This window comes from Aeromonas sp. FDAARGOS 1411, assembly GCF_019047125.1.
Classification (GTDB): Bacteria; Pseudomonadota; Gammaproteobacteria; order Enterobacterales; family Aeromonadaceae; genus Aeromonas; species Aeromonas veronii.
In genome coordinates this window covers 84,539-103,087 of the sequence record NZ_CP077214.1, presented here as the reverse complement: position 1 = coordinate 103,087, position 18,549 = coordinate 84,539, and the positions used below count along the sequence as shown (strand labels likewise).

At 59.1% G+C, this 18,549-nt stretch carries 8 protein-coding genes, 5 tRNA genes and 2 riboswitches; of the genes, 3 read left to right on the top strand and 10 right to left on the bottom strand.

All coding sequences use genetic code 11. The annotated features are described in order from the left end of the window. The first annotated feature begins 36 nt into the window (after positions 1 to 36). A complete protein-coding gene (locus I6L41_RS00375; RefSeq protein ID WP_199427355.1) occupies positions 37 to 648 on the top strand; it encodes an arylesterase in 612 nt (203 codons plus the stop codon). Between the two features lie 182 nt (positions 649 to 830). Here I6L41_RS00375 and I6L41_RS00370 read toward each other — a convergent pair whose 3' ends face one another. Both I6L41_RS00370 and I6L41_RS00365 read right to left on the bottom strand, forming a co-directional pair. Further along, positions 831 to 1,775 (bottom strand): chemotaxis protein CheV, encoded by a 945-nt coding sequence (locus I6L41_RS00370; protein ID WP_005362471.1) that lies wholly within the window; start codon positions 1,773 to 1,775, stop codon positions 831 to 833. A gap of 139 nt (positions 1,776 to 1,914) precedes the next feature. Further along, positions 1,915 to 4,911, bottom strand: a complete 2,997-nt coding sequence (locus I6L41_RS00365) for a glycosyl hydrolase family 18 protein (protein ID WP_216963780.1) — start codon at positions 4,909 to 4,911, stop codon at positions 1,915 to 1,917. Positions 4,912 to 5,059: 148 nt separating this feature from the next. Then, a riboswitch (cyclic di-GMP riboswitch) is annotated at positions 5,060 to 5,142 on the bottom strand. Positions 5,143 to 5,435: 293 nt separating this feature from the next. Here I6L41_RS00365 and I6L41_RS00360 point away from each other — a divergent pair. Next, positions 5,436 to 7,619: an ExeM/NucH family extracellular endonuclease gene (locus I6L41_RS00360; RefSeq protein ID WP_216961180.1), complete on the top strand. Its 2,184-nt coding sequence runs from the start codon at positions 5,436 to 5,438 to the stop codon at positions 7,617 to 7,619. A 171-nt stretch (positions 7,620 to 7,790) separates the two neighbouring features. On the opposite strand, the gene I6L41_RS00355 is transcribed toward I6L41_RS00360, so the two are convergent. The 8 genes from I6L41_RS00355 to I6L41_RS00320 all read right to left on the bottom strand — a co-directional run bounded on the left by I6L41_RS00355 (position 7,791) and on the right by I6L41_RS00320 (position 16,797). After that, positions 7,791 to 7,866 (bottom strand) — tRNA-Ala (locus I6L41_RS00355). A gap of 34 nt (positions 7,867 to 7,900) precedes the next feature. Further along, positions 7,901 to 7,976: transfer RNA gene (locus I6L41_RS00350), tRNA-Ala, on the bottom strand. A 48-nt stretch (positions 7,977 to 8,024) separates the two neighbouring features. Continuing rightward, positions 8,025 to 8,100 (bottom strand) — tRNA-Ala (locus I6L41_RS00345). Positions 8,101 to 8,163: 63 nt separating this feature from the next. After that, positions 8,164 to 8,239: transfer RNA gene (locus I6L41_RS00340), tRNA-Ala, on the bottom strand. A 28-nt stretch (positions 8,240 to 8,267) separates the two neighbouring features. Further along, positions 8,268 to 8,343, bottom strand: a tRNA-Ala gene (locus I6L41_RS00335). A 790-nt stretch (positions 8,344 to 9,133) separates the two neighbouring features. Then, positions 9,134 to 11,050, bottom strand: a complete 1,917-nt coding sequence (locus I6L41_RS00330; protein ID WP_216961178.1) for a glycoside hydrolase family 19 protein — start codon at positions 11,048 to 11,050, stop codon at positions 9,134 to 9,136. 79 nt (positions 11,051 to 11,129) lie between these two features. After that, positions 11,130 to 14,111, bottom strand: a complete 2,982-nt coding sequence (locus tag I6L41_RS00325) for a M66 family metalloprotease (protein ID WP_254203364.1) — start codon at positions 14,109 to 14,111, stop codon at positions 11,130 to 11,132. Between the two features lie 73 nt (positions 14,112 to 14,184). Beyond that, the gene (locus tag I6L41_RS00320) at positions 14,185 to 16,797 is read right to left on the bottom strand and encodes a glycosyl hydrolase family 18 protein (RefSeq protein WP_216961176.1); all 2,613 of its coding nucleotides are present in this window, start codon (positions 16,795 to 16,797) and stop codon (positions 14,185 to 14,187) included. A 104-nt stretch (positions 16,798 to 16,901) separates the two neighbouring features. Beyond that, a riboswitch (cyclic di-GMP riboswitch) is annotated at positions 16,902 to 16,989 on the bottom strand. 315 nt (positions 16,990 to 17,304) lie between these two features. On the opposite strand from I6L41_RS00320, the gene I6L41_RS00315 reads away from it, so the two are divergent. Further along, the gene (locus tag I6L41_RS00315; RefSeq protein ID WP_216961173.1) at positions 17,305 to 18,540 is read left to right on the top strand and encodes a sensor domain-containing diguanylate cyclase; all 1,236 of its coding nucleotides are present in this window, start codon (positions 17,305 to 17,307) and stop codon (positions 18,538 to 18,540) included. The last annotated feature ends 9 nt before the right edge of the window (positions 18,541 to 18,549 follow it).

Sequence of the window (18,549 nt, the reverse complement as noted above, 5' to 3'; positions counted from 1 at the left end):
ATCCCTTGATGACAATCCATAGCGGGAGTTGAATTGATGGTGCGTATTCTGTTTGCCTTGTTTGTTGGCCTCGGCAGCCTGCTCTCGTCGACTCAGGCCCAAACCCTGCTGGTGCTGGGAGACAGCCTGAGCGCCGGCTATCAGATGCAGGTTGAGCAGAGCTGGCCTGCCCTGCTCAGCCAGAAATGGCAGGAGGAGGGGGGCAAACACACCCTGCTCAATGCCAGCATCAGCGGTGAAACGACACAAGGGGCGCTGGCCCGTCTGCCCGCTCTGCTGAAGGAGCACAAACCGGACTGGCTGCTGATCGAACTGGGAGGCAACGACGGCCTGCGCGGCTTCGCACCGACCATTACCCGCCAGAATCTGGCCAGCATGATCGCGCTCGCCAAGGAGCAGCAAACCCGTGTGGTGTTGACCCAAATCCAGCTGCCCCGCAACTACGGTGCCCGCTATCTGCGCCAGTTCGAACAGATCTTTCCCGAGTTGGCCCAGGCTAACGATTTGCCACTGCTGCCCTTCTTTATGGATGATATTGCGCTACGCCCTGAACTTATGATGAACGATGGCATTCACCCAACCCCGGCGGCCCAGCCCCAAATCCGCGATAAAGTTGCCCGCTTTATGGAGCCGCTGCTCAGCCAATAAGCCCGCCGTCTATCACCAATATCCCATAACAAAATATCCCGCCAAACTTGGATGTTTTGGGTAGTAGACGATCTCTGCGTGGCACCTTGATTCAACCAATCCATCGCCAATATCCAATAACAACACATCCCGCCGAAGCGGGATGTGTTGTTATTGATTTAGCATAACCGGCAGGCAACTTCTCAGCTTTCCAGTACCTGGCGCAGCCGCTCCTGCGCCACGCCGACCAGCAAGTCGGGCTGGAACTTGGAGATAAAGCGGTCGCACCCTACCTTCTTGACCATGGCTTCGTTGAAGTTGCCGCTCAGGGAGGTGTTGAGGGTGATAAAGAGATCGGACATACGCGGATCACTGCGCACCTCGTGGGTCAGGCGGTAGCCGTCCATCTCCGGCATTTCGGCATCGGTGATCATCAGCAGGATCTCGTCGGTCACCTTCTTGCCAGCATCGCACCACCCCTTGAGCAGGGTCAGCGCCTGCAAACCATCCTGACACTCGATCACCTCAAGCCCAAGCTGGCCCAGGGTCTCGCGCACCAGATTGCGGGCGGTGCTGGAGTCATCGACGATCAGCACTTTGCGTCCATGCATCTCGGGCAGGATCTCCCGGTCCAGCACCTCTTCGGAGATGCGGATGTCATAGGTGATGATCTCCGCCAGCACCTTCTCCACATCGATGATCTCGACGATCTGCTCCACTCCATCTTCGGGAATGCGGGTGATGGCAGTGAGGTAGTTGGCGCGCCCGGCGGAGCGCGGCGGCGGCAGTATATCCTTCCAGGTCATGTTGACGATATTGGCCACCTGCCCCACCAGAAAGCCCTGAATGGTGCGGTTGTACTCGGTGATGATGAGGTTGGATTCACTGTCGATGGGCATGGGACGCATGCCGATGGCGCTACGCAGGTTGATCACCGGGATCGAGGTACCGCGGATATTGGCCACCCCGCTGATATTGTGATGGGAGCCCGGCATCTTGCTCAGATGGGGCAATTTGACCACTTCCCGTACCTTGAAGACGTTGATGGCGAACATCTGACGGGTGCCGAGACGAAACATCAACAACTCGAGGCGGTTTTCCCCCACCAGTTGAGTTCGTTGATCAACGGAATCCAATATACTCGCCATACGCTGATATCCATCTGATTATTAATCGACTCTATTATAGAGGCTGCCCGCCAGGAAAGGCAGGCGCATTTTCAACCAGAGCGACCAACCAGACAAAAAAAGTGAGGCCGAAGCCTCACTTATCTCATTGATTTTAAAATCAATAGCTACAGACAGACTTCCAGCTGCCATCGGTTGCCTTGGGCTCGCTGCTGGTCCACCAGTTTGCTTGCCACACCACCTTGTTATGGGTAATGCGATCGCCGCCATTGGCATGATCCCCCTGCGGCCAGATCGGATAGGCCTTATAGGCCGCCGGATTAACGTTCTGGCTGCTGCAGTTGGTACCCGGATTCTCGCCGCCACCCGAGCCCAGCACGGCCTCCGGCAGGGTCGGGAACTCGGCCTTGAGACCAATGGTCTGGCTGCCGCTGATGATGCGCATACCGCTCGGCACGCCAGCGGCGGGCAGGTAGTAGGTCATGGCGACTTCAATCTCGGCCCCCGGTGCCAGGGTCTGCCATCCCGGCAGGTTCATGGCGACCTTGTGGAAGTCCTTCTCATTGGCAATGCCTTCCGAGTTGTCGTTGCCACCGCTCTCCACCACTTTCAGGCCCATGCCACTCTGATCCGTGATGGTGTCAGAGGTGGAGGTGGGCACCAGAAACTCGATGCGCGCGCCGCCCGGAATGGTCTGGGTCGACTTGTTGACCAGCTTGAGTTTCGGGTTGATCGGGTAGTTGGAGTCTCCTTCCTTGAAGCCGGAGAGGCTGACCTGGATGTCGAGCTGGGCGCTCGGCGCGGCCAGATCGTTTTGCTTGGTGTTGTACGGAGTTGCCTTGGCAAACTTCTCGTACGCCAGGGTGGTCAAGGTGCTGCCCATGCCGTACTCGTTCTTGGCCGGATCAAAGGCGTAGTCACCCGCCATCTCCCAGAACATCACGCCACCCAGACCGCGCTTGATGATGTAGTCGAGCTTGTGGCCCATGGACTCTTCATCTTCAGTTGAGAGGAACACCTTCTTCTCTTCATTCCACAACCAGGGCGCGTGGGCCTTGTCATCGTAGTAACGCACATACTTGCCCTGCATCACGTGGGCCGGGTTGTTGGGGTCCAGACCCCAGGCGGTGCCGTAACTCGGCAGCGTGGTGATGCCGAGGCTGGCCGCGTGCTCCAGGTTTTTGGCATGCCACATGGGCACGGCGCCACCGCCGATCTCTTTGCCGTTCTTGTCGAGATCATGCCAGATGTTGTCGATGCCGACCGCCCCGTTGCCGCACGGAATGGTGCTGCCACCTGTGCCCGGCTGGCACTCGTTCTGGCTCGGCAGGGCTGCCTTGCCACCCAACCCATGACTGCCACCGCTCACCCCCTGCCAACCGCGGGTGTAATAGGGCACACCGACGTTGATCTTGCCAGCCGCCAGCGCACCGCGGAAGTAGTGGGCAGACCAGGCGGCGTTGAGGTAACCGATACCGCCAAACTGGGTCTGGGTATAGACGCCCCAATGGGAGAGCTCGGGGTCGGCATTGTTGTCGAACAGGGCCGCGTTGTGACCAACAAAGTGGTTCCAGGCACCGTGGAAGTCATAGGTCATCAGGTTGACGTAATCGAGGTACTGGGTGACCTGGAAGTTCTCCATCCCGCGCAGCAGATAGGCCGAAGCCGGTGAGGCGATGGTCAGCATATACTTGCGGCCATCTTCGTTACCGGCGTTGTCGAGCCGCGCCCGCAAGGTCTTCATCAGCACCTCGTAATTGGCAAACAGCTTGGCCCGGCACTGGTTGGAGAGCGGGAAGTCGTTGGGGTTGCCCGCATCCTTCATCGAGGTGGGGTATTCGTAGTCGATATCGACCCCGTCAAAACCGTACTGGCGGATAAAGCTCACCGCCGAGTCAGCCAGGGTGTTGATACCGGCAGTATTGACCGAGCAGTCACCCTTGGTAGTGGCAGTGTAGAAACCGCGGGTATCGGCCCAGCCCCCGACCGAGATGAGGGTCTTCACGTCCGGATACTGCTTCTTGTATTTCGACAGCAGGTTGAAGTGGCCCTTGTAGGCAAATTCAGGATCCATCTCGGCACCCGGCACGCCATCCCAAGTCATCTTGGTGGCAGCATCGTCCACCTTGATGGTGTAGCTCTGCTCATCCACCGCCGCGAAGGCGTAGTTGATGTGGGTGATCTTGTTCCATGGAATATCGCTCACCAGATAGGCAGGCAGGCCGTTCTTGCCAGTGCGCCAGGAGGTGAAGTAGCCGATAACCCGACGGGCATGGTCATCCCCCATGCACTCGTAACCATCCGGACGATAGATCTGGCGAATGTCACAAGAGAGGTTGCCACCGGTGGGCGGCAGCGCGGCCTCCTCGACATTGACGGTCACCGCCGCCGACTCACCGCTCAGATTGCTCTTGTCAGTAGCCACCAGCTTGAGGGCGGCACTGCCTTTGGCATCCGGCGTCCAGTTCACCTGCCAGGGGGCAGTGGTATCTTCGCCCACCTTCTTGCCGTCGACATAGAGCTCGACTTTGGCCACATCGTTGTTGGCATCGGTAACGTTACCGCTCACCGCCACACTGCGACCCAGCGTCACCTTGGCGCCATTGGCCGGGCTGCTGATGCTCGCCTTGGGCGCCTCTGGCGCGACCACGGCGGCGACGTTGAAGCTCGAATCCGCTTCGCTCAGCACCTTGCTATCTTTATCCAGCGCGCGAGCTTTGAGGGTATGGGCCCCCACTCCGGCGGCGCTCCAGCTGGCACTCCAGGGCGAGGCGCTGGCCGTGGCCACCAGCTTGCCGTCGACAAGGTATTCCACTTTAACCAGCGCCGTCACCGGGCCGCTCAAGGTCACCGCCAGCGCCACACTGGTACCTTCGTTGAAGCTGGCGCCAGCAGCTGGCGAGCTGACGGCTACGCCGAGTGCAGGAGGGGGCACCTCGCCACCATAGGGCTTCCAGGCATCTGCCCAGACTACACCTACCCCCGGCTCATAGTGATAGGGGGATGCCCCGCACCAGCCTGAATAGGGAAATTCTTTGCATTCATAGAGGGCACCGACGTTGCTGACGATATCGCCAGCCTTGTAGGCAGTACCGGATTTATAGGCGGGATAAGCGGCCTGAGCCCAGGCGGGCGCAGCCGCAAGGGCGACCAGCATGGCAAGCCTGCTGGGTCTGAAGAGCTGTTGCATATTGTTATCTTCCTTGTTTTGTCTTGGCTTGGTCACCAAGGCAAAGAACAATCGCAACCTGCATGATGGGCGCAGACAACTGGCAATGGACCTGCCACAAAAACAACCCCTCACCCAGGGAAACCCCGCTATCTGGATCCACGATCGAGACCGGAAGCATTGCGCCCCGACATCACTGCCGGTTTGCCCTTTACCTGGGTTCCGTGAGGAACGAACCCAGTATAGGAAGGCGACAAGATCCCCTCAATCTTTATTCTCAAAGAGAATTATCCCCAGCCACGAAAGCGTCATGATCACAGGGTTAAAATTGATTGAATTATCAAAAAAATCATATCGTTACTGGGATCATAAAAACGCTTTCCCACACCTTCCCAGATTCATTTAATGTGCGTTGGCTCACTGGTATGACATGCCAGAAATGTGACAATGCGCGCCCTTGGTCAACGAGCCAAGGCTATGGAATCACTGGCAAAAATAAAAAAGGAACACCTATGAAAGGTACTCGTACCCTGCTGTCGCTGGCCGTGGGGCTGGCACTTGCATCCTCAGGCGCCCATGCGGCATTTGTCTGCCCGTCCGATCCGGCTCAACTCACCCCCATCCCGACCATTCAGGGCACAGGCTCCGCCAGCGCGCTGGCCACCCAGACCGTGACCGACAAGAACGGCAATGTGACCGGTAAAATCAGCACGGGCACCTTCAACGTTCGCGGTATCGTGACGACGCTGGGCCAAAGCCTGACCAAGGGTTTCTATCTGACTGACCCGGTGGGAGATGGCAATCCGGCCACCTCTGATGGCATCTTTGTCTATCTGAACGACAAGGACTTCGCGACCAAATATAAAGACATCAAACCGGGGGCTGAACTCTGCCTCGAAGCCAAGGTCGAGGAGTATTACGGCGGCACCCAGCTCAAACCCACCTTCGAATCCAGCAAAGCCCGCCTGCAAGTCACCGCACAAGGGTTGAATGTGCCGACCAGCGTACTGCGGGTCAATGAAGGGGAGACGCTGGCGCAAGCGCTCAATCGCCACGAAGGGATGCGGGTACGGCTCGACAGCAGCAGTGACCTGCACCTGACCCGCAACTACGGCTTCGACTACAAGGTATATCGCAACAACGTCGAACTATCCCACAAGGCGCCTCTGCTCAAACCGACCCAACTTCATGTTGCCAACAGTGCGGACGCTGTCGCACTGGCCACCAAAAATGGCAGCAACCGTCTGGTGGTCGAGTCTGATTACAAAGCACCGGATGGCGTACTGCCCTGGTTCCCGAGCTGGGATGCCGATCAGGGATATCTGCGCATCGGTGATCAACTGACCGGGCTGGAGGGGGTGATCGTATACAACAAGGATGCCTTCCGTCTGGTGGTACCGAGCGATATCACCCTGACTGCCGGTGCTCTGCTGCGCAGCCCTGAAGAGGATCGTCAAGACGCGCCGGCTCGCCTCGCTGGCAGCGATCTGCGGATCGGCAGCTTCAACGTACTCAACTACTTCACCAGTCACTCCAGCATCGGCGGCGCACTCAATATCCTGTGCAAGGATCAGGCGGATGCCGACAACGCCAAAGGTTGCAACCGGGGTGCCAAGAGCCAGCCCGAGTTCGAGAAACAGCGCACCAAGATCGTCAATGCCATCACCGCAATGGATGCCGATCTGCTCGGCCTGATGGAGATGGAGAACAACGGCTTCGAGGATAACTCGGCCCTCCACAATCTGGTGACCCGCCTCAACGAACAGCAGAAGGATGCGAGCAAACACTACGCCTATGTGCGTCTGCCGGTCACTGCCCTTACCAATGGCAAGTTCTTCGGCGGCGACGCCATCATGGTGGCGATGATCTACCGTCCTGCCCTGCTCACCCCCAGCGGAGATGCCAGCGTCATCAAGCTGCCGGAGCAACGCTACACCACTGGTGGTGTGGCCAAGACAGCCGGTCAGCGCGATTCTCTGGTTCAGACCTTCACCCTCGCCAAGAGCAAGGAGCCGCTGACGCTGGTGGTCAACCACCTCAAATCCAAGGGGTCAGGCTGCTACGAAAATGGCGATGGCAAGACAGAACCGGCCGATCTGCAGGGCAAGTGCACCGAGTTCCGAGTCTCTGCCGCCAAGGTGCTGGGTGAAGCGGTCAGCAAACTGCCGGGCCAGGTGCTGCTGGTGGGCGACTTCAACTCCTACGCCAAGGAAGATCCGATCCGGGTACTGACCGACTACAACCCGGCCACCAGCGAGCGGAAGATCGTATCAGCCTCCCACACCTTTATCGGTGAGCAGTCCTATGAACAGCTCGGTCGCGAAGTGACTCGCAGCTACGGCCTGATCGATCTCAACGTCAAATTCAACAAGGAGAAAGCCATCTCCTACAGCTACGACGGGGAGCTGGGCACCCTGGACTATGCCCTGGCCAACCCGGCGCTGGCCAGCAAGGTGGCAGGTGTCGCCGACTGGCACATCAACTCCTTCGAAAGCTCCCTGTTCGAGTACGGAAGCCAGTACACCGGCTCCCTGCTCAAGTCTGACAACCCCTTCAGTGCCTCCGACCATGACCCCATCATCGTCGACCTGAGACTGGAGAGCGATGCCACCAAACCGGACACCTCCTCAGGCGGTGGTGCACTGGGACTCGGCCTGCTGGCCCTGTTGCCACTGGCCTGGCGACGTCGCCGTTAACCACTGGCGTATCTGAATCGTGCAAGCAAAGCCCGCGAGTCTCGCGGGCTTTTTCATTCAGGTCATTGGATTTACAAATGAAAGGCGCGGACGTATGGAGAAAATAAATGATGGAGAAAGCAAAAAGGCCACCGCGATGCGGTGGCCTTTTTGCTTCTTGTAACAAGAATTTGGTGGAGCTACGCGGGATCGAACCGCGGACCTCTTGCATGCCATGCAAGCGCTCTCCCAGCTGAGCTATAACCCCGATTTTTGTGAATGACCGGTAGTCATTCTGAATTTGGTGGAGCTACGCGGGATCGAACCGCGGACCTCTTGCATGCCATGCAAGCGCTCTCCCAGCTGAGCTATAACCCCAAATTCGGTACTGAATGAATGGTTCTGGCGGCCATTCATCCTAAATAATGGTGGAGCTACGCGGGATCGAACCGCGGACCTCTTGCATGCCATGCAAGCGCTCTCCCAGCTGAGCTATAACCCCACAAAGGTCGGCCTGGGTGATACACACCACACTGCCCTGGGTACTTCATGTCAATCAAGAATCTGGTGGAGCTACGCGGGATCGAACCGCGGACCTCTTGCATGCCATGCAAGCGCTCTCCCAGCTGAGCTATAACCCCTTTGATTCCAGATTGTTCGAGGAGAATTTGGTGGAGCTACGCGGGATCGAACCGCGGACCTCTTGCATGCCATGCAAGCGCTCTCCCAGCTGAGCTATAACCCCAACTCACCTCGGCGCCACCGAAGTTATCTCCGGCAACGGAGGCGCATGATAGGCATCACCCGCTTTGCTGTCAACCCTAAAATAACCGCGACTGATTCGTTTAGTCAAAATTGCAGCAGTTCGCTGTTTTTACCAGCAAGGCGCGTGCTATCTCTCTGTTTTATGTCACAAATCAGCTCAAGCACCTATAAAGGAGAGGCCGTGCAGCAAGCCCCTTTCCCCGTGCAACGCCCCCCGCTCTCAGACCTCTCTATGCTGGCTGGTAATCAGCTTCTCCCCCGTCACCTCGGGAAAGCCTTTCCATAAAGGGCATTGCATTTGAAAACCCTTTCCATGATTTTTGTAAATTTACAACACAGAAAGTTGATCTGGCTCACAAATGACCATAGGATCAAACCGTGACCCAGGTCACACACCATAACCATAAATGACAGAGCGATGAGGTAAACCATGTTTGAGAATCTGGCAGTCCTGTTCCACCTGCGCGGTGCAACTACCAAGAACGGCGTTGTAGAGAAAGATGCCTATGCCCCCTCCACCCGTGAATACTACTTCCGCTACGGCAAGTAATTGCTGAAAGCCTTTCACGGAAAATGTAATAAAAAAACAACACACATCATCACACAGCCCTTTCGAGGCGCTGTCCTGTCCGGGCCAGATGTTCCACGGCCAAACCTGAACTCCACCAAACAAGAATGGGGCCCGCAGGCCCCATCTTTTATTGCTCCGGATTGTCATTGCACTGAATAGTGCGCTGGCTTGTCGGCAAGCCTTGTAACCCTGAAACGGCTCAGAGCTTGATCCAGGCATCGGCCCAGGCCGTACCCTTGCCCGGCTCATAAGCCCAGGCAGCACCTGCACACCAGCCGGTGTAGGGGTGCGGTTTGCACTCGTAGCTGGCACCGCCGTTGCTGACCCGCTCGCCCGCCTTGTAGGGAGTCCCCTCTTTATAGGCCGGATAGTCAGGCGGCGTTACGCCCCCCTCCTCTCCTTTCACCAGCAGGCTATGGGGGGTGCTGCGGCTCAGATTACCTTCATCTGTGACCGTCAGTTTGATCTCCAGCTTGGTATCGCTGGCCGGCTTGGGCAGGGTCAACTCCAGAGTGACCTGATCCAGTGCCGGGGCAGAGGCTCCAGCCGGGATAGTCCAGGCATAGGAGAGCGGCTGGCCTTCCGGATCGCTAGAGTGCTGGCCAGAGAGAGTCACCTTGCTGCCACCTTCGGCCTGCGCCGGGCCAGTGATATTGGCCACCGGCGGCAGGTTGGTGCCACCGCCGTTATCCTCGATCACCACCTCCGGATAGAAGTGCTGAACGCAGCGGCTGTAATCCCCTGCCTTGAAGGCGCTGAAACGGGTCTGGTAGCCCACCAGCTTGCACGCATAGCTCTTGCCACCGTTGGGGTTCTCTGCCACATAGCTCCAGTCCTGCTCCCAATAGATGGGCAAGGCACCGGCGCCATTGTCATCAAACACCTTCATATTCTTGCAACCCAGCACCTCGTCGGATGGCACCGCCACTCCGAGGTAGTTGGCAAACTCGCGGTAGTAGTTGATGCGATTCTGGGACTGGGCATGCTCGACCGGGCCGCCGCACTCCACCCCGCCATTGATGATCTGAGTGGTGACCCCGAAGCCCGGTACCAGACCGTTCTGCTTGTCATGGTCATTCGGCTGCCAGGTACCATCGATGACATGGAGCATGGAGGGCTTGGGCGGCTGCGGATAGGTATAGAAGAACACCGCACTGGCGAGGTTCAGCCAGGTGTCGGCCACCAGATCGGGGCGGTCGAGCAGGGTGCGCACCGTGCCGAACATCGCCTCGGAGAAGGGGCCGTAGTTGTAGTTGTAGGAGAGCTGTTTGGCGCCGCGGCCAAAATAGCTCTTGAACTCGCCATTGTCGAACGTACCGCACGGCCACTGCTGACCCTGCCACACATCGGGACGGCACTCGGCGTTGTAACCGCCGCGCATGGTCTCATTCCATCCCATCTCGCGCACGTAGACCAGCGCCTGACGCCACTCGGCTTCCGGGCGCCAGTTTTCATGGCCGCCGGTCTCCTGAGCGAAGTGAGCGAACATGGTCGCCAGAGTCTTGCGGCAGATGGCGTCAGCATCGCGGCCGTCGCTGTAGTCGCTGCACAGGGCCGGGAACTTGGCCGCCGCCTGCAACAGGCCACGATAGGTGTACTCGGGGGCGCGCAGCGGGAAGAGGTAGTTGAACTGGCTCTCGCTCAGCAGGCTTTCGACCCGCTTGACGTTGCCAGGGTTGTCGGCACGGCCCGGCAGCACCGCCTCGACCACCAGATTGTCCCGGGTAGCGATGGAGGCCTTGACCGCTTCCATCGCCGGGAAGTTGGTCAGCGCCTTCTCTTTGGCATCCAGCTCGGCCTGGCTCATATAGACGGGGGTAGTGCTGCCATCCGGCGGGGTAGGCGTCGGCGGATTGGGCTTGTCATCGCCGCCGGTATCCGGCGGGGTCACTTCCCCTTCGCCGACAAGCTTCCACGGGGTATCCCACTTATTGGCGGCCGCCATGCCCGGAGTCTGACCCGGGTTGACCCACCACTTGGCCTCAAAAACCTGGCCGTTGTAATTGACCTGGCTGCCGCCCGGATAGGATTTGTTGATGTCGTATGCCTCGGCCGCCCACAGGTGGCCGCTCAGCATCATGCTGGCAAGCAGAAGGGTGATGCGGTTTTTTTTCATTATTGTTGCTCTCTATGGTTTTGTGGCAAAAGGCAGAACCCGCCTGAACAGACTCCGCCATCTTCATCATGGACTCAACCTAGGGGCAGCTTGCCGCCCCGACATCCAGCCAGACATCGTGCTTACCCGGCTCGTTGCCTTGAGTCCACCACTTGGCCTTCCACTGACGGCCATTGTGGTTGGTCAGCTCCCCGCCGCTGTAGGCAACGGTCGCGCTCCAGCCCAGATCAACCTGACTCGCCAGCGCCCACTGATCGGCGGCGCGGCTCGGTTCATTGCCCTGAGTCCAATACTTGGCACGCCATACCAGCTGGTTGTGGCTCACCTTGTCGCCGCCGTTGTAGACCTTGCTGGCCTGCCATGCGGGAACATTCGCCGCTTCCGGATCTGTGGTGTTGCAAGAGCCGTCGACCACGGGCGCCAGCGTCAGCACGACGCGCCCTTCGCTCTGGTGTACCCCGTCCGAGACACTCACACTCAGCTCATGCTGCTCGCTGGTGGTGACAACCGGCGGTAACAGACGCAGGTTGGCGCTGGTCTCGCCTTCCGCCTGCCAGCCCGCCGGGAAGTGCCAGCGGTAGCTCAGCGCATCGCCCTCGGGATCCCTCGCCTCGGCGGTGATAGTCAGCCACTCACCGCCGATGCCGCCAAGCTGCGCCGGCACGGTCACCACCGGAGGCTGGTTCTCCACCACGCCCTGCTCCAGCGGCCGCCCGTTGACGGTAAAGGAGAGGGTCTGCTGCGGTGGCAACAAGATCTGCTGTACCAGTGTCTGGTCACGACACTGGATAGTGGCGCGACCGGGCTCGCTGGCGGTGGGCAGGTTGATGTGGAACTTGTTCATGACGCTGCTGGCCGCTCTGTGATTGGCCAGCCTGAAGCGCTGCAGACCATCGCGAGTCTCTACCTGCAACTGGCAGTCATTGCCGGACAGGGTGTTGCTGTCATCCGGGTAGGTGAAGCCGTAGGCGCCATGCAGCGCCGGATAGATGTAGCTGGGCAGACTCCCCTGCGGGTCGTAATAGCCCACCAGAGTGGTCACCGGCACTCCGAATTGCTCGGGCTTGCGCGCAACCTTGGTATCGATGAGGGAGACCTCCACCCAGCTCTGGCCATCCGAGGTGAAGCTCTTCTTGAAGCCCCGGTTCACCACAATTTCCTTGCCGTTGATAAAGAGGCGACTGTTGTAACCGGCCCCATGATCGATGGTCAGACTGCGCCCCCGGTTGTCCGCAGAGGCAACCGGCACCCGGATATCACGAGTCCAGCGACCGTCCCACATGGCGACCCTGACCAAGCCGTAATCCGCCAGCAGGGCACTCAGTCCGGCCTCGCTCAGGGCATCCATGGGTGCATCGACCTTCTCGATCCCCTCGATTGTGTGCTGATAGGGCTCCATCCTGGCCGTCGCACTGTTCCACTTGCTAAAGCCGGTGGCCGAGTTGGCATCGAACACCGCCTTGCTCTCCAGAAAACGCTGGATGATGGCGGCGGAATTGGGGGTATAGAGGGTGAAACGGTTGGCACCGGAGAGAGGGCTGCCGCCCGCCATCGCATCGTAGCCAAACTTGCGGCCATCGAACGGTGGCTGGCACTGGCCATCCAGACAGGCATCCTCATTGGTGCGGGTCGGGGAGAAGTTGGGGATGAAACGGTATTTGTCACTGTCCCAGCCCCAGCTGGAGTTGAGCTGATCGGCACTGCGATGAACCGAGCCGCGGAAACCATCCACATAGTGGCCAAGGCCGAAGTTATGGCCCACTTCGTGGCTGAACTCGTTGCCAAGGGAGCTGTCCAGCGTGACGATGCCACCGCCGCCGGAGCCACCGTGCACCTGAACCCCATTGGCATATTTGCCGCGGCTGTTGTGCGCCGTCAGCTGGGCCACCACAAAGGGATGGCTCCCCTCCCCTTCACCGGCACTGCTGTTGATGCCGTAGTTAGCATTGTCGATGCCGTGGGAGATAAGCTCCTTGCCGATGCGCTGGCGCATGGTGCCGCCATGCCAACCCCCCTCGCTCGGGTCAAAATCGGTCAGCAAGATGCCATTGGGCAGCATCACCTCAGGCAGGGAGAGCGGTGCATACTGACTGACAATCATCCGGCTGGCCGGAATGGTCTGGAAGTATTCGCGATGGGCCTCCTTGTCATTGGCAAAGGCAAAGCGATCCCGTGGTGTGGTGAGCATGCCGATGTCGATGGTGTGCAGCAGCAGCTCGCCGGGGGCGCCGACCTTGATGTCACGCAGTTCACCACTGAGATTGCCCTGACGAACGGAGAGATTCAATCCTGACTGGATCCACCCGGCGGGCAGCTCGCCGCTCCAGGTATCCGCTGCATAGGTGATGCGGTTGTTCTCCAGCTCCCCCTCGCGGAACCACTGCCCATTGGCAAACTTGAACTGCAGGGTCTGGCCACGGGAGACGGTCACCTGTCGCTCGCCATAGAAGGCCGTCGAGTTATAACCGGCGCTGGAGCGGATCCGCACCATCTTGCCCTCCAGCTCCGGGCTCACGGGCAGGTAGATATCCCGAACCCAGCGGCCGTCGGCGGTCTGGATCTCCACCAGCGCGCGACCAGTCAGCCGGTCCTTGAGGAAGGAGCCGCTCTTGTCGCTCAGTTTGGCCAAATCAGCACTGCTGCTGATGACGGCAGTGGTGCCGCTCTCCGGGACGAAGCTCACTCCCCCTTCGGGAACCCCCGCGAGGTGGTAGACCGTCTCGGGCAGCACCGATGGCGGTGACAAGGTCAGGGTGCCAAGCAGCTTGCCGCTGCCGTCACGGGCCTCCACCGTCATCGGGGTCACCCCGTCGGCCTGGAGCGGTTTCACCAGCAGCAGGCTCTTGCGCAGGCTGGTCAGGATGGGTTGGCGATCCCCCTCCTTGGGATGGGATGGCAGGATCTGGCTCTGGGCAAACTGCACTCTGGCAGCCAGGCTACCCGCCAGATCGCTTTGCGGTGTCGTGTCATTGAATATCAGGGGCGAGGTGGCGGCAGACAGGGGGCCAGCCGCCAGGGTTGCCATGATGAGGGCAGCGATTCGGGTCACATTTGTGGTCATTGTCGGGTTCTCGTTCATATTGCTACCGGGAATGAGGGGCATGTCGCCATGCCCCGTCATCGGTGAGGAGGCCTCAGTTACAGCTTGCTGCCCCGATATCCAGCCAGACATCGTGCTTGCCCGGCTCGTTGCCTTGAGTCCACCACTTGGCCTTCCACTGACGGCCGTTGTGGTTGGTGAGATCCCCGCCGTTGTAGGCAACGGCTGCGTTCCAGCCCAGATCAACCTGACTCACCAGCGCCCACTGATCGGCGGCGCGGCTCGGCTCATTGCCCTGAGTCCAGAACTTGGCCTGCCATACCAGCTGGTTATGGCTCACCTTGTCACCGCCGTTGTAGACCTTGCTGGCCTGCCATGCGGGAACGTTGGCCGCTTCCGGATCTGTGGTGTTGCAAGACCCCCCCTCACCGCCTTCGTTGACTGGCGTGACGGTGAGACGGGTGGCCGCGTTGGCATCGAGTGCGCCATCGGAGACGGTCACAGAGAGGTCATAACCGGTTTCGGTATCCACCGCCGGGCCGGTGACCACCAGGGTGGCGCTGTTCTGGCCGGTCGCCGTGATACCGGCAGGCACTTGCCATTGATAGATCAGCTCGTCGTCGTTGGGGTCGGATGCCTTGGCAGTGATGGTCACCTGCTTGCCCTCTTCCACCTTGACGCTGGCAGGCAAAGTCACCACCGGAGGCAGGTTGGGCTGCGGCGCCTTGTTGGTCACCACCACCTGATCGCGGGCGGTGAGGTTGTGGTCATCGGTCACCGTCAGCTCGAACACCAGATTGATGTCGGCGGACACGGCATCGAGTACAACCCGAGCCTTGGCCTGAGTCGCATCATGCAGGGTGGCTTGCGGGCCGGAGACCTGCTTCCAGCTATAGGTTAGGGTGCCATTTTCCGGGTCGTGGGAGGCGGAGCCGTTCAGCGTCACCTCGGTCGGGCCGGTGACACTCAGATCGCTGCCCGCATTGGCGACCGGCGGCTTGTTGGCGGGCGGAGTGACCCCTTCGCCGTGACCGAGGCCTTCATGCATGGCGTTGAGGATGTCACCGTTGTCGGCATCGATCTCCCAGGAAAAGAGCCCGCCCAGCTTGTTGGCCAGCACGTATTGGCCTTTCGCCTTGACCGAGCGCTCGTCGTCATAGGTGATCAGCTCGCCGGTGGAGGGCTTGAACAGGGTGGCCGCTTCGGCAGTCTCGTCGTAGTTGTACTCCCAGCCTGAGCCCATATGGCTGTTGACGATGTGGCGATAATCCAGCACGCCATCTTCCCAGGTGCCCTTGATCTTGCCGGTGGCGGTGCCGGTGAAGGGATCGTTGCCCTGATAGCCGCTCACCCCTTTCCAGCCGCGACCGTAGGCGGCGGCACCGATCACCAGCTTCCCGGAGTCGACCCCCTGCGCCAGCAGTTGCTGCACCGCTGCATCAGTGTTGTAGCGCTTGCTGGCCGAGCCGTTGGTAGCCTGATAGAGGTTGGCCTGATGACCCAGGGAGGTATTGCTCCAGGCACCGTTGTAGTCGTAACTCATCACGAAGAGGTGATCCATGTACTGCTGGGCAGCCTTGTAATCCACATCCTCAATCTTGTCGTAACCGGCACCGATGGCGGAGGTGAGCTGATAGGTGCGACCGGTCTCGGCCTCCAGCTCGTCGAGCATGGCGCGCAGATCCTTCATGATCAGCACATAGGTTTCCCCATCTTTGGTCTTGTCCCCCAGATTGGGGTTGGCACCGTCGCCGCCCGGGAATTCATAGTCGATATCGACACCGTCGAAGAACTTCCAGGTCTGCAGGAACTCTTTGACCGAGGCGACGAACACGTCACGCTTGGCCTTGTCATGCATGAAGAAGAAGGGGTCGGAGAGGGTCCAGCCACCGACTGAGGGGAGGATCTTCAGGTCCGGATAAGCCTGCTTGAGAGCCATCAGATTGCCGAAGTTGCCCTTGTAGGGCTCATCCCAGGCAACCAGTGACCCCTGCCCTTTTTGCAGCGCGGCCCAGGGATCGTGAATGGCGACCTGGAAATCCTTACGCCCGGCACAGGCTCGTTGCAGCGCTTGGAAACTGCCAGCAATCTCTTTGAGGCTGTCGTTGAGACCATCACCGCCACAGATCGGGGTGAAGCCATAGAGGATATGGGTCAGGTTCTGGGCTGGCAGCTTGTCCACGGTGAAGTTGCGATCATAGACCCCCCACTCCACATAGTAGGTACCTACCACCTTACCGGATTTGTTGACGTAAGGCTTGTTGTGCTCCTGCAAGGCTGGCTTGAGCGGTGCGAGGTGGCTGCCGTCGGTATCGGCGACCACGATCTCCTTGGCATCAGACAGGGTGCAGCCATCGCCGTTGCACAGCGCGACCTGCATCTGATAGCGGCCCCCCTTGTGCACCTTGAAGGTGGCGGTACCCGCGGCGGAAGAGGGACCGGACCACACCTCCTTGCCATCCAGTAACACCTTGGCACTCTGGCCAATATCGCCGTTCCAGAGATTCCAGGTGACGGTCACATCGGCGCCATCCTTCACCTTGACCAGCTCGTTATAAGCGGTCGCGGACTGGTTGACTTCGACGATGGCAAACTTGGTGGGGCCCCAACCGATGGCGGGTTTGCCGGGAGCTGCCGCATAAGCGGCGGAGGAGGCGAGCAGGGTGCCGACCATCATGGCCAGCAGTGCAGGTTTTGGACTTAGCATATTGCTTTCCTTTTCGTTTCGTTATGGGAAAAACGAAAGGGCAACGCAACACGACAGGTGACACAAAAACGGCCACCCCTTGGCAAAGGCAGCCTGCATTCTACTGTGGTGGCCCCGCTATCCTAGGTCGTCTTGACCCTTAGACCGGAAGCTTTGCGTCCCGACTTTTCAATCGGTTTGCCCTTGTCACAACGTTATTTCTGGCGATAAATAATCGTCGATTGACTGTAGGGTAATTCTGATAAGTAAGCAAATCGGACCATTGCCAGCCCACCGGTTACCAACCCCGACAATTACCCACTTTCAAGAAATTAATGTTTAAAAAACAGCCGGATATGCAGACCTAATCTCATCACCTCCAACCAGATACCTCACACCATTTTTTTGATCTGCATCACACCAAATTGAGAAAAATCAATGAGTAAGAACAATATGCGACAAAAGACCCATCTGTATCGCAACTAATGAATTTATAATCGCCGCTTTGCATGGCCAGCAGGTGTCTTCATGCCCAGCGAATTGCCCTCACGCACCCGGTTATCCAGATACGACAAATTTGTTCGTTTGACGATTTATGCCTTGCCACTGGCCGGGATGATCTGGCTTATCAACAGCCTCAATGGTTGGCAAAGGGCGCCGCTTGCCAGCACCTTGCTAGTCCAGAGCTACCTTATCTGCACCTTCTGGCTCTATCGCCACTACCGCTACCATCTGCACCGCCAGTGGCAGCATCTGAGTGAGGCGCTCAAGATCAACGAAACCACCGCCGAACTGGCCCGCAACTCGGCGCAATACCAGACCGAAGAGGCCTTTCTGGAGGATCTGCTCAGACGAGCAGTGATGTTGATCCCAGGAGCCGAGATGGGCTGCCTGATCAAGCTGCTGCCGGGCACAGGCATGTTGAGGTATGAAGCCGCCATCGGCATGGATCTGGTGAAACTGCGGCGGATCAATCTGCCGCTGGAGCACACCTTTCAGTACAAGCTGACTCAGGGGCGCTGCAACAAAACACTGCTGATCAACGACCTGTCGAAGATAAATGCCACCATGCCCCTGTCCGAGCAGGACAGAGAGCTGCTGGTCAACTGCACCGACCTGCCCATCCAGGCCACGCTGGCGACCCCGATCCATATCGATGGTCAGCTCTACGGCATGATCAATATGGACAGCAGCAAACGTAATGCCTTTACCCGCTATGACAGCCACCTGATGGCGATCCTGGCGCGGGATATTCGCCACGCCATCACCATCTATCAGCAGTCCCGCCGCATCTATCAGCTGGCCAATACCGACCAGCTGACCGGGCTCGCCAATCGCCAGCAATTCGAACTCGCTATGCAGGGGCAGCCGGAAGGCACCCTGCTGCTGATCGACATGGATAATCTCAAACAGCTCAATGACAGCAGTGGCCATTTGGCGGGTGATCAGGCCCTGCGCCTTATCGCAGACGGCATACGCCAGCACTTCGGTCAGGGGGTGATTGCCGCCCGCTTCGGCGGGGATGAGTTTGTGCTGCTCACCACTCTGACACTGACCGAACTGCAACAGGCGATGGCCAGGCTGACCACCATGCTGGCCAGCGCCTCCCCCACTATCTCGTGCAGCATGGGGATGGCCCCCTATCGCGGCGACTTTGCCGCCGCGTTTGCCAGAGCCGATGCCGACATGTACCAACACAAGCGGCACCACAAAGAGCAACGTGCGGCACAGATGCCAGCTATCGGGGAGAGCATTAATCACTAGCCCGGAAGG